Here is a 13,862-nt window from a genome sequence, read left to right on the forward strand (position 1 = left end):
AGACACAGAAGTATTATAGTCCTTGCGCTTCATTTATTTTGGGAGCTTTCCCTTACCAAATACAGAAATTCCGCCTTAATTTATTTCTAAAAATGATCCTAAAAATTTCAGTAGAAAGGTGATAGTTAGAGGAAAATATCATTTCAAAAAAAGAAGGTTTTTTCCTACAATTTGGTTTATTACGCTCTAAAAAATAGCCTTTCATCTGATATATAGGGTTTTATATCTCCAATTTTGGCTTGAATTCCTGTTAATATAGATTTATTATATGTATTTTTACCTTCTGTACTAATACAGTAGCCTATGGGTAAAATTACTCCCCGGTTTTTTTTAATAGCACTTATTTCTGGATGGTTCTTACTTTCCGGAAATTCACTATTGGCTAATATCTCCTATGGGCCCGAAAAACCTGTTTTAAAAGAAAAGCAGCAAAAGAATTTATTTTTCGTCGGTTTTTTATTAGAGCTTGCTCCCTCTATTACTTTATCAAAAAATACTCCTGCCACTTGTAGCAATGCCCAGGATGGCGCATTAAATATTGATGTTTCTGGTGGTGTTTCCCCCTATTCCTATTCCTGGAGTGGTCCAAATAATTTTTCGAGTACAAGCCAGGGAATTACCGGTCTCGCATCCGGAAGTTATACCGTAACGGTAACCGATAGTAATAAGGATACGGCTACTAAAAGTTTTACGGTTGAATTTGAAGACTCTGAAGCTCCTACCGTTAATTTTAGAAATATTACCGTTGAATTAGCATTGAGCGGGTCTGTTTCAATCCAAGCGAGCGATATTAACAACGGCTCTTCAGATAACTGCGGAATTGACCAGATTTCGATAAATAAAACAAATTTTAGCTGTACTGATGTTGGAGATAATACTGTTACACTAAGTGTAACTGATGTGAACGGAAATACAGCTACAGGGAACGCTACCGTTACCGTTCAGGACAATATTGCTCCTAATGTTAGCACGCAGAACATAACAGTTCAATTGGATGAAAACGGCACTGCAAACATCACCCCAGACCAAATAGACAATGGCTCTACTGATGCCTGCGGAATTCAATCAACTTCACTGGATATTTCCACATTTGATTGTACTAATATCGGTGCTAATACTGTTACTCTTTCAGTAACCGATAATAACAATAATACTTCGACAAAAACAGCCACCGTCACTGTAGAAGATAATATTGCCCCTCAGGTAATTACGCAAAATATAACTGTGCAACTTGATGAAAACGGTACGACCAGCATCACCCCAGATCAAATAGACAATGGATCTACTGATGCCTGCGGAATTCAATCAACTTCACTGGATATTTCCACATTTGATTGTTCTAATATCGGCGCGAATACTGTTACTCTTTCCGTAATCGATAATAATAACAATACTGCCACAAAAACTGCCAGCGTCACTGTTGAAGATAATGTAGCCCCTCAGGTAGTTACACAAAATATAACTGTGCAACTTGATGAAAACGGTACGGCCAGTATAACCGCAGCTCAAATAGACAACGGTTCTACTGATGCCTGCGGAATTGATTCCAGTTCTCTGGATGTTTCCACATTTGATTGTTCTCATATCGGTGCGAATACCATTACACTTTCAGTAACCGACATTCACAATAATACGGCCTCAAATACAGCTACTATAACTGTAGAAGATAAGATAAAGCCTGTTTTACCAACAGTCAACGATATTACCTGGGGCTGTGAATATACTGTGGAAACTCCGGTTGCACTAGATAATTGTGGAGGTGAGATTACCGCAGAAGCGAACAGGTCTACCATTTTTGCTGAATCCGGTACAATTATATGGACTTTTACTGACACATCAGGAAATACAGATAGCATAGAACAAAATGTTACCATTAATCAGATAGAATTAAATGTTAAGGTTGATGATATTTTATGTAACGGGTTTGCTTCTGGCGAAGCCCAGGCTATCGTTACCGGTGGAGTTGGAGAAATCATCTATGACTGGGGAGAATTAGGAAACGGGGCAGCCAAAGACGGGTTAAGTCCGGGCACCTATTCAGTTACAGCTACCGATGTGAATGGATGTTCGGCAACCAAAGAATTTACCATTACTGAGCCAGAGAGTTTTATTGAAACAACCAGTATCAATATCAATGAAGGATGTTTTGAGGAAAACAACGCCTCTATAACTGTTGAAGCTCAGGGAGGAACAGGGCAGTTAACTTATAATTGGAGTAATGGCCAAACGGGAGCCGCTATTAATAACGTAAATAATACGTCAGCTTCCAATAATCTTATTTTAACTATTACCGATGAAAATGGATGTTCTATTGAAGAAACCATTACAGTTTATCCTCCGGAAGAATTAGTAATCACCAATATTGTTGATACTGAAACTAATACTTTTGGTTCTGCTACCGGAACTGCCACTGCCATTATTGAAGGTGGAACAGCTAATTTTGAATTTTTATGGTCTGATGGCCAAACAGGTCAAACTGCAAAGAATCTTGCTGCGGGAACATATAGCGTTATAGTAACTGATGCAAACGGATGTACCGATGAAGAGACCATTACCATTATAGACCCGTTAGAAGCGAGTATGATTCCCACTTCAAAATGTTTAAGTGATGCGGGCGGATTAAGAACTTCAACTTTTGAACTTGACTCTGTTCAGGGAGGAATTGCACCTTATAATTATAAGTGGGATTTTGCCGGGGAAACTGTAGAATTTGGTGATACCAACAATCAAACCGAAGGTCCCGGAGTACACGTAGTCAATTATTTAGAAGGAGGAGTATATCCTGTTTCTCTTACAGTTACAGATTCTGCGGGGAATGAATACACTGAAATATTTAATCATTATGTAGGGGAATGTTTTGAACCTTGTGGCCAAACTGGAAATTTAGATTTCGAATTGGATACATTTTATATAGGAAAAGAGGACAGCAGCCCACTTACTGGTGCCGAATGCCAGTCTTATACCGGAAAGCGTTATATATATCTTCGTATAGAACAAAATGCAAATGCCTATAATCCTTCAGTAGAATTTATTTATTCAATATCCCAGGGTGGGGAATTTATCTCTGAAGAAAGAATAACGGGATGTATAGATATTGGTGATGAAAAAATACCCGAATTATTGCGAATTGGAGAAGTGCAAAACTGGTCTTGCGGAAATGCTATCACCCTGGAAAGCTTTTACATGGATTGGACCAATAATCACAAAAAAGCCTGTGGGGACGTACGCCAGAGAATGTGTGTTTCAACCAACGAGAACGATGAAATTCACTTCCCTTTATCTGCACGAATAGAGAAAATAAACAATTTTTGTCACGGGGATGAAAAAGGAGCAATAGAAATAATACCCACGGGAGGGGTTGGAACCTACCACTACGAAATACAAAATACCCTAACCGGAGATATTTATGGTCCTAAAGACACACGAAAATTCGAGGGTCTACCGGCCGGAACTTACAAAGCAATGGTTCATGACGACAATGAATCATATACCGTAAATAATATTATAATTACTCAACCAGAAAATCCGCTTTTACTGGAGGAAATTGACCAGACACCATTAGTTTGTTTTGGGGGTAGTAATGCTACAGCTACCGTAGAAGCTTCAGGTGGTACAGCTCCATACACTATAGTTTGGGATCATATTAGTCAAACTTCAACTGAAACAACGGGAACCGCTAACAATCTTTCTGCAGGCGCTTACACAGTAAATGTTGTTGATGCTAATGGGTGTGAATTTACTACCGAAGTAACTATAGCCCAGCCTGAAGAATTAATTGCCAATGCAGGAAGTGATCAGGTTTTAGAATGTGGTGTAAACCAGGTGAATTTAGGAGGAGTTTTTGAAGGCTATATCAATCCAAGAACCGAAGAAGAAGAATTTGGAACCTGGCGAATTATAAACGGCCCCTCGGGAGCTGTAATTTCAGACCCAAATAATCCCGAAAGTCTTTTCACTATTACCACAACAGGAACTTACACCCTGGAATGGACAATTCCCTGCGGAAGTACCGATAGAGTTAAAATAATTTTCAGTAACTGCAGCACTATAGATTTTGATGGCGTAGACGATTATATAGATTTTGGTAATAACCTAAATCTCCCTTCCGGGTTTACTTTAGAAGCCTGGGTAAAACAAGATCCAAGCGCTGGCACCACGAGAAAAACTATTCTTTCAAAAAGGGATAATAATAATCCTGCCGCGGGGGGATACGATTTAATTATTGAAAATAATACCCCTACATTTAGATGGAATAATGAAACTATTTCTTCAACTCATCAAATTGATTCTGACCGCTGGTATCACATCGCGGTAATTCAGGGTGGAAATGATGCCGGAATCTATATAGATGGTATCAAAACAGGTGAAACTGCACCGGGGATCCCCACCAGTACCGATAACAGGTTTTTAATTGGGGCTATGCATGACAGTACTTTAGAACCGCTTCCCACGCACTTTTTCCACGGGTGGATTGAAGAAGTAAGGGTTTGGAATACTTCCTTAGATCAGGCTCAACTCCAATTTATGATGAACCAACGCATTACTGATAATAATGCGACCAATGTAAAAGGTGAAATTGTCCCTTTAAATGTTCCTAATAACCTTGAATGGGCAAATCTCACGGGATATTATAGACTTATAACTTCTGAAGCTACAAACGGTATCACCAAAAACAAAATACCCAATGGCATTGACGGTCGATTAAAAAATATTCAAAGCACCCAGCAGAATACTGCCCCCCTTCCATATATCGCTACGGGTGGGGATTGGTGGAACATTAACTCCTGGAAGCAGCCCCAGGTATGGGACACTCCCAACAGCACAGGCGTAAATGGTGAGAAAATTAACTGGAATATAGCCCGGTTAGACGGCAAGACTTTAACCAATGCTGCAACTACCGATAATTCAAATAGCATAACTTTACTAGGACTTTTAGATGATGGAGGTTCTTTAATCATGGATGGAACCAACCAAACTTCCGGCAATGAATTACACATTAGTCATTATCTCGAACTAAACGGGCATATAGATCTTAATGGCGAATCACAACTAGTACAACCCGAAAACAGCCAGATTATCGGTTCCGGAAGCCTGGAACGCGATCAACAAGGTACTGCAAGTAGTTTCAATTATAATTACTGGAGTTCTCCAGTAATTTCAGATCCTGCAAATACTACTTACAAGGTTAACCGGGTTATGAAAGATGGATCTACCTTAGGTACCAATAAATTTCAAAATATCAACTTTAAGTGGCCTCATACCCACGCTGATGGCCCCAAAGCGAATCCTATTAAAATAAGTGACTACTGGATTAATGCTTTTAGAGCCAGGCAAGCCAATGAATATAGCCAGTGGGAACAAATTGGAAGTTATACAGCTTTAAAGCCCGGCGAAGGGTATACAATGAAAGGAACCGAAAATATAGATATTGCCGAAGGAAAACTTCAGAATTATACATTTAATGGCTTTCCAAATAACGGGATAATAGAAGTCAGTGAAATTAAATCGGGACAAAATTACCTTCTGGGTAATCCTTACCCGTCTGCCATTAGTGTTGAAGAATTCATCTTAGACAATATTAGAGAAGGTGAAGGCCGTAACGATAAAAACCTTTTAAACGGAGCCGTTTATTTTTGGGATCATTTTGCGGGTAAAACTCATTATCTTTCACAGTATGTTGGAGGATACGCGGTGCGAAATTTAATAGATGGGGTTCCTGCCATTTCTAACGACTCCAGGATCAATGCTTCGGGTGCTGAAAGCAACAAACGTCCCGGCGCCTATATCCCGGTAGCTCAAGGGTTTTTTGTAAATACCACACAAGATTCTCAAGCAGGAAGTTTTGGTAGTTTTGATACAGGAAATATCATCTTTAAAAACAGTCAACGTTATTACAAAACCGAAATTGAACGAGAAATTTCATTTTTTCTACAAGCTCGAGACAATTCAAAATCTAAGCAGGAGACAGAAGGAAAAAGCGAAGATGGACGATATAAAATAAGGTTGTTGTTCCGTTCTCCTACCGGTTATCACCGGGAACTTCTTGTTGGCGCAGACGCCAGAAGCAGTCAGGGCTTTGATCTTGGCTTTGATGCCCCATTAATTGATAAAGGTCCTGAAGATATGTATTGGGTTGTAGGGGAAGGCAAATATGTTATACAGGGTGTGCCCCACTTTAATCTGGACCAGGTGCTCCCTTTAGGCTTTAAGATTGCCGAAGAAAAAGAATTCAGTATAGAAATCGGGGAGCTGGAAAACCTACCGGAAATCACCGAAATTTATTTACGGGATAATAGCGATAGCACCTATCACGATTTACGGAAAGAAGCTTATAAAGCTACTTTACCTGCAGGTGAATACCAGGAATTATATGAAATTGTATTTCAGGACATCACCTCGACCCGGGAAGATAAAGAACCCGGCGAAGGCCCCATTGATTACTTCTATTCCATGGAAGAAAGAGAATTTGTTATCAGTAACCCGGAACTTTATGAAATTGAACACATAAATATTTACAATATCGCAGGTCAATTGGTAGATCAACATTTTGGAATACCAGACATTAAAGAAATCCATATTCTGCAGAAAAAATCTTTAAGCTCGGGTGTTTATATTGTAAAGGTTTACACCAGTGCAGGCGATTATGCTAAAAAAGTAATTATTAGAAAAGATTAAGGCTTATATTTTAAAGGAAGATAAACCACTTTTTTAGTGTCATAGAATTCTTCGTCGAAATAATCACGGAGTTCATAAATTCTCGCTTTCGGATAATCGCGAAGTTCTACGGTGAGATCTCCGCCTTTAAGGTAAAGAATTCCGTTTTTGAGTTCGTGCTGACTTTTCTTCGCAATTTTTCCTTTGGTCCAATGCACAAAAGTAGGCATCGCTGCCACTGCCCTGCTTACTATAAAATCGTAATTTCCTGAAATTTCCTCTACCCTGGCATTGGTGGTTTTAACATTGGTAAGCTGCAAACCTTCTACCACTTCATTTACCACTTTCATCTTTTTTCCTATAGAATCTACTAAATGAAAATTGGTTTCAGGAAATAATATAGCCAATGGAATTCCAGGGAAACCGCCGCCTGTTCCTACATCTAAAATATTTGCTCCCGGATTAAATTGTTGAATTTTTGCAATTCCCAGCGAGTGTAAAACATGCCTGAGATAAATTTCATCTATATCCTTACGGGAGACCACGTTAATTTTAAGATTCCAGTCTTTGTAAAGCGATTCCATTTGCGCGAATTTCGCGTATTGGTCATCGGTTAAATCGGGGAAATATTTCTTTATTAAATCCAAAGTTTTCACAATTTCCACAAAAATACATAATTTGGTGCTGAATTTGCAGCGTATATTAATACGGTATAGATTATAGATTAACTATTTAAATATTTTACCTTTACCGCTTACAAAAATTACATGGAAAACATTCAAAATCATATTAAATTCTCCAGAAAGGATTCCACAAAATTCTTTAGAATCCTCAATAAAAGAGTAAACAGTTACTTTAAGGATAACAACATTAAAAAAACCGGAAACTGGAAACTGCATCTTAAAGCAGTAGCTATGTTTTCTTTGTTTTTAACCCCATACTTTTTAATTCTCACCCTTGATATTTCCCAGTGGTGGATGCTACTCCTTACTGTAGTAATGGGCGCCGGAATGGCAGGAGTAGGAATGAATATTATGCACGATGGTAACCACGGCTCTTATTCTTCTAAAAAGTGGGTAAATAAATTTATGGGTGGCACTATTTACGTTCTTGCCGGGAATGTTTATAACTGGCAGGTCCAACACAACGTTTTACACCATACCTACACCAATATCCACGGTCACGATGAAGATTTAGACGCCGGAAGGATTATTAGGTTTTCTGAACACGCTAAATGGTACAGCTTTCATCGCTTTCAGCATTATTATTCCGTTTTTTTATATGGTTTATTAACTTTCAACTGGGCTTTAACTACAGATTTTAAACAAACCAGGAATTATCTGAAGCGAAAACTTTCTTACGGAAAAATGCCAAATCCGGTAAAGCAATGGAGTATTATCGCGATCACTAAACTTATTTACGTATCAATCTGGATCGTAATTCCAATGCTTATTTTATCGGTTTCCTGGTGGAAAATTCTAATAGGCTTTTTCGTGATGCATTATACCGCAGGTTTAATTCTTAGTATTGTATTTCAGTTAGCCCACGTAGTAAAAGAAACCGAAATGCCTTTGCCGGATGACACAGGATCTATGAAAAACACCTGGGCAATTCACCAGCTGTTTACTACGGTTAATTTTTCGACAAAAAATAAAATAGTAAACTGGTTTACCGGCGGATTAAACCACCAGGTAGAACATCATATTTTTCCGAATATCAGTCATATTCACTACACCAAAATAGCAAAAATAGTTAAGGAAACTGCTGCAGAATGCAACCTTCCTTACCACGAATACAAAACCACACGCGCAGCAATAATTGCCCATTTTAAACATTTAAAAGAAATGGGTGCGAAACCTGCAATTTCGTAAATTTTCCTGGGGGCGAGTCCCTCAAAATTGAGATTAGGAAAGTAAATTCGTATTCCAAATGTGAGAAACTTTTCCGGTCTCACTAAGTGAGTAATTAATTAGTAACCAATTAAAGAATGCAAGAACAATTATCCAACCGAATTAACAACTTAGCGACTTCCCAAACTTTAGCTATGGCTGCAAAAGCGCGTGAACTTAGAGCCGAAGGGAAAGACATTATTGGGTTAAGCCTGGGAGAACCAGATTTTAATACCCCAGATTTTATTAAAGAAGCCGCGATACAGGCCATTAACGACAATTATAATTCTTACACTCCCGTAGACGGTTATGTGGAATTAAAAGATGCCATCATCAAGAAATTTAAGCGGGATAACAACCTCACTTATAATCATTCTCAGATTGTAGTTTCTACAGGTGCCAAACAATCTTTGGCTAATGTGGCTATGGTTTTATTAAATCCCGGTGATGAAGTTATTCTCCCCTGCCCATACTGGGTAAGCTATGCTGAAATAGTGAAGCTTGCTGAAGGTGTACCGGTAGAAGTTCCAACTTCGGTTGAAACAGATTTTAAAATGACTCCTGAGCAACTGGAAGCCGCTATCACACCAAAGACTAAAATGATTTGGTACAGCTCTCCCTGCAATCCCAGCGGAATGGTTTATAGCAAAGAAGAATTAAGAGGTCTTGCCGATGTGCTTAAAAAGCATCCCGATATTATTATTGTAAGTGATGAAATTTACGAACATATCAATTTCGTAGGGGGTCATGCTTCTATGGCACAATTTGAAGATATGTACGATCGTGTAGTTACCGTAAACGGTGTTTCTAAAGCTTTTGCAATGACGGGCTGGAGAATTGGTTATATAGGGGCACCGGCCTGGATTGCCCGTGCTACCAATAAAATGCAGGGCCAAATCACCAGTGGTGCTAACTGTATTGCCCAACGTGCGGTAATTACAGCTTTGGAAGCTCCCGTGAGCAAGATTAGCTATATGGTAGATACCTTTAAATCAAGGAGAAAGCTTATTATAGATCTTTTAAACGGAATTGAAGGTTTTGTTACTACAGAGCCCGAAGGTGCTTTTTATGTTTTCCCAAATATTTCTCATTTCTTCGGAAAAACAATTAAGGGCCATAAGATTGAAAATGCTACAGATTTCTCTATGTTTTTATTAGAAGAAGCACTTGTAGCCACCGTAACCGGTGATGCTTTTGGAAATCCAGATTGTATAAGAATTTCTTACGCTGCCAGTGAAGACCAGATTGAAGAAGCAATGAAGCGAATAAAGTCAGCTTTATCTGAAGCATAGATTTTTCAGCTTATAAAATTATATTTTTTAAAATCCTGATGCGGTTTAAAAACCTATCAGGATTTTTTTATGGACTATAAATTACTCATGAATAAACAATTTGTCTAATTCTTAAAGAACTAAATCGTACTGTCAAGAAGAAAGTTTCCTTATGCCAAAAAATGTTAAAGCCAGTTGAGAGGAAAGCGATGATTGTATATCAATCATCCAACTTATTCTTAATTTAATAATCTTGTTTTTTAACTAATTCACTTTAGATACGGATTTCGGTTGTGATTAAAAAAAAATTCACCGCAATTTTTAACAACCCAGAGCGTAACAAATAATAAAAAACTGCGCCCTATACCTGTTGATCTTTTGAAGATTTAATCTAATAAAACCTTTCTTTTTTTCTTTATTTTAATTTTAATATCATTAAAAACTTTCGATGAAATATTTTTTATTTATTGCTGCAATGCTTTTGTCGGTTTTCGGCGTTAAAGCACAAAATGAACAAATAAATCCATACCAGAAAAACAACGAAATAAAAATTGACGTAATCCAACCCTTACTTAGTGGATCAGTTGAAGCAGTTTACGAAAGGAATTTCAATCATAAATCATCCTTGGGAATTTCGGGAGTCTATTTGTTTACTGAGAAAATAGATGATGATATGAATTATTCCCTCACACCATATTACAGAAGGTATTTTGGGAAAAAATATGCCGCAGGTTTTTTTCTGGAAGGATTTGGAATGTTCAGTTCAATTGACGGCAAAAAAGTCTATGATACTGAGGAGCGGCTAACATTTACTGAGGGCTCTGATGTATATGATTTATCCCTTGGGATAGGATTAGGAAGTAAATGGATCACCAAAAGCGGATTTATTGTTGAAGCTAACTTTGGGTTTGGAAAACAACTTTTTAATGCTGAAAAAACGGATCACAATCAGGTTATTCGCTATGGGATTAAATTAGGTTATCGATTTTAAAATATATGTATAGAGAGAGTAGAATAAATAATTATTAAATAAAACTTGAAATGAAAAACAGTAAATTTTCAAAAATATTCGTAGGGTTATTTTTATCTATTGGTATTGCCTCTTGCAGTAATGATGATGAAGTGTCTACTATACAACCTTCAACCAGCTTAATTGAAATGGAGGCAGAAGGTGGTGAAACAGCAATATCTTTTACTAACGGTGATTGGCAAATCGCAGAGGTCATCAACCATAATAGTAATTATAGTATTCAAGGAAACATCTATTCACAAGACGGGGAAGTGATAAGGGTAAATTCAGTGTTATCTTTAGAAGATCAGGGCAAAATCGAAGCTTTGTGGGATATTAAAGGTTTTGTAATTACCAGAGATACTCCTTCTTCGCTTGAAATTATGTTAAAAGAAAACAGTTCGAGTGAAGAATTTGGTTTTACCGTAGTGCTAAATTCAGGAGAAGAGGTCAAAGAGATTGATGTATTTCAGAAAAAATCCCAGGGATACCGGTTTGATAGCATCGCATACACTTTAAAAGAAGATGATGGTGATTCTCTTTTTGTTAGAAAGGGAACAACTTACACATTCAATGTACTGGAATCCCAGGAAATTTCAATTTCCCCATATGGAGGGGTTGATATTCATAATCAATCGCATTTTAAAAGCCCTCAAGACGATGCATTTATTTGGTTAAAGAATGATTCTTTAATGGTTGAAGTTCCCACAGACATTTATCAAAATGAAATTTATTTTAATGGCGATGAAAGGTTGTATAGTGAGTACTCTTCGATAAATCCACACGGTTTCGAAGAAATGAAATCAGTTTCTATTCCGGCTGGTGAGTCTGAATTTTTCGTTAAACAGGAGTGGCGAAAGCGCAAGGTTTCTTATAGACTTAGCTTAATTAACAATAGAACCGGGGAAGAAAAAATTATAGAAGGTAGTTGGATTGAGATTGCTCCTACAGGCGGATATTCGATACATTGGGAAGATTAAAATCAAGATCGTCCACTGTTTTTATAGTAAGGTCGGAATGCATTTAACAAAAACCAATGAACAATAATCTTCTTAAAGTGGGAGACCAATATATTGTAACTGATTGGAAGGGAAATGTAAAAACCATCATTGAAACTATGGAAGTTGAAAAAGTTCTTTATAAAAAAATTACGGCAGAATTTGCTGAGATGGAAGGCAAAGCAGATAAGTCTTTAAACTACTGGAAAAAGTCCACGAAGCTTACTACAAAAGAGAAATGGAACCTCACGGAAGGGTTTTCGATGAAATATGATTATTCTCTGGTAATACTTCCAATATATTTAAATAATGAATAAAAGTAAATACATACTAAAAGAAATAGAACAGAGCGATATAAATAATATTCATAAAGGATTATCCAATTCTGAAATAACAGAATTTTATGATGTTCATTTTTCAACATTAGAGGAAACAGAAGAACAAATGGAATGGTATCAAAATTTAAAGAAAGAAGGTACGGGAATTTGGTGGGGAATTTATGATAAAAAAGATAATGAATTTTGTGGTGCTGGAGGTTTTAATGGTTTGGATAAGAACCACCAAAAAGCTGAAATTGGCTTATGGTTATTAAAAGAATATTGGGGGAAAGAAATTTTTAAAGAAGTAATGCCACAACTATTTGAACAAGGTTTTAAAAACTTAAATTTAAATAGAATAGAAGGTTATGTAGTAAGTAAAAACACAAAATGCAAAAGCGCTTTAGAGAAAATTAACTTTCAATATGAGGGTACGATGCGAGAATGTGAAATTAAAAACGGAGAAAAAATAAGCGTAGATTTTTATTCAGTTTTAAAAAGTGAATGGGAATAAATACCCTCTACAACAAAATAACCCCAATTACGGCGGATTCAACTAAGTCCGCATCCACTCGGATTTGCTATAGCCTGTACCTAAACGAAAATTAACGCATAGGATCCCGTAACTGATTGTTATACGTATCCCTTGGCAGAAAGTAAAATTAAAACTCAATTATTAATTTGAACGATAAATCGTCGCATGAATAAAATCCTTTTAATCTTATTTTTTTTAATAAGTGCATTTAGCTATTCTCAATCTAATATTAAAGGCAAAGTAATAGATGCAGAAACTAAATCAGAATTACCTTACGCCAATATTGGAATCCAAGGAACAAATATTGGCACCGTTTCGGATAAAAAGGGAGATTTTAATCTTAATTTAAAGAAAAACCTAAGGCCATATGATACTTTACAGTTTTCATTTCTTGGATATAAAACGAATTTAATTCAAATATCTTCTTTACTAAATAAAGAAAATGTAGTGGAAATGATACCACAATCAGATCAACTCACCGAAGTTATTATTCCGAGTAAAAAACCAAAAGAAAAAACAATAGGAAGAAGCCATATTGGTACGGGAACATTATGGTTTAATTTTTATAGTGCAGGTGAAGTACAAGATGACAAATTGGGTACAGAAGCAGGGATGAAATTTAATTTGAACGGTGACTATAGGCTGAAAAGTTTAAATTTTTATGTTGGAAGTAATCAATATAATTCTGTAAAGTTTAGGTTAAATATCTATAGATTAGCTAATAATGAGCCCACTGAATTACTTAATAGAGAAGACATTATTTTTGATGTTGGAGATATTCAGTCAGATTGGTTTAAAGTTGATTTAGATACTTATAATATTTATTTAAAAGAAGAATTAGGTAGTTTCGCCGTTACTATTCAATGGTTAGAAAGTATAAAGAAAGCTCCAGATAGTAAGTTTTTCGCGATTCCTTTAGGTATTAATCCTTTGGATACAAAATATTTTAGGGAAAAAGGAATGTCTACATGGGAATCATCAAATCATAATTTGAGCTTTTATTTGGAAGTTGATCGTTATTGAAAAGGTGTTTCCATTGATGAGAAGTAAATCTAATGGACAAAACACTGTTATCGCGGAATACCAAATTACTGATTAGTACTAAACTATAGATCTAACTGAATTTCTTAGTATTTTTTCGAGAAATAAGGTAAAAATCACTGTATTTTTCGAAATTTTACTAAAGTTG

9 protein-coding genes are annotated in these 13,862 nt (G+C 36.5%); 8 read left to right on the plus strand and 1 reads right to left on the minus strand.

The window, feature by feature from the left end; all coding sequences use genetic code 11:
* Window positions 1-303 precede the first annotated feature (303 nt).
* Window positions 304-6,675 carry a LamG-like jellyroll fold domain-containing protein gene (locus B5X53_RS15215; RefSeq protein ID WP_079714091.1) on the plus strand — a complete coding sequence of 2,124 codons (6,372 nt, stop codon included), beginning with the start codon at window positions 304-306 and terminating at the stop codon, window positions 6,673-6,675.
* On the opposite strand, the gene rsmG is transcribed toward B5X53_RS15215, so the two are convergent.
* Complete coding sequence (gene rsmG, locus B5X53_RS15220) at window positions 6,672-7,301, minus strand: 16S rRNA (guanine(527)-N(7))-methyltransferase RsmG (RefSeq protein ID WP_079714092.1); 630 nt, start codon at window positions 7,299-7,301, stop codon at window positions 6,672-6,674. The two genes, B5X53_RS15215 and rsmG, sit on opposite strands and share 4 nt — an antisense overlap.
* A gap of 120 nt (window positions 7,302-7,421) precedes the next feature.
* On the opposite strand from rsmG, the gene B5X53_RS15225 reads away from it, so the two are divergent.
* From B5X53_RS15225 to B5X53_RS15255, 7 genes are all read left to right on the plus strand, one after another.
* Window positions 7,422-8,525: a fatty acid desaturase family protein gene (locus B5X53_RS15225; RefSeq protein WP_079714093.1), complete on the plus strand. Its 1,104-nt coding sequence runs from the start codon at window positions 7,422-7,424 to the stop codon at window positions 8,523-8,525.
* 116 nt (window positions 8,526-8,641) lie between these two features.
* Entirely contained in the window at window positions 8,642-9,835 is a 1,194-nt protein-coding gene (locus tag B5X53_RS15230) for a pyridoxal phosphate-dependent aminotransferase (protein WP_079714094.1), read from the plus strand.
* A 427-nt stretch (window positions 9,836-10,262) separates the two neighbouring features.
* Window positions 10,263-10,805 (plus strand): DUF3575 domain-containing protein, encoded by a 543-nt coding sequence (locus B5X53_RS15235; RefSeq protein WP_079714095.1) that lies wholly within the window; start codon window positions 10,263-10,265, stop codon window positions 10,803-10,805.
* Window positions 10,806-10,855: 50 nt separating this feature from the next.
* Window positions 10,856-11,803, plus strand: coding sequence for a hypothetical protein (locus B5X53_RS15240; RefSeq protein ID WP_079714096.1), 948 nt, complete (start codon window positions 10,856-10,858; stop codon window positions 11,801-11,803).
* 56 nt (window positions 11,804-11,859) lie between these two features.
* Complete coding sequence (locus tag B5X53_RS15245; RefSeq protein ID WP_232764099.1) at window positions 11,860-12,138, plus strand: ASCH domain-containing protein; 279 nt, start codon at window positions 11,860-11,862, stop codon at window positions 12,136-12,138.
* Window positions 12,131-12,652 (plus strand): GNAT family N-acetyltransferase, encoded by a 522-nt coding sequence (locus B5X53_RS15250; RefSeq protein ID WP_079714097.1) that lies wholly within the window; start codon window positions 12,131-12,133, stop codon window positions 12,650-12,652. Before B5X53_RS15245 ends, B5X53_RS15250 begins: the two co-directional genes overlap by 8 nt.
* A 186-nt stretch (window positions 12,653-12,838) precedes the next feature.
* Window positions 12,839-13,696 carry a carboxypeptidase-like regulatory domain-containing protein gene (locus tag B5X53_RS15255; RefSeq protein WP_079714098.1) on the plus strand — a complete coding sequence of 286 codons (858 nt, stop codon included), beginning with the start codon at window positions 12,839-12,841 and terminating at the stop codon, window positions 13,694-13,696.
* Window positions 13,697-13,862: the final 166 nt, after the last annotated feature.

This window comes from Salegentibacter salinarum, from assembly GCF_900168115.1.
GTDB classification, from domain to species: Bacteria; Bacteroidota; Bacteroidia; order Flavobacteriales; family Flavobacteriaceae; genus Salegentibacter; species Salegentibacter salinarum.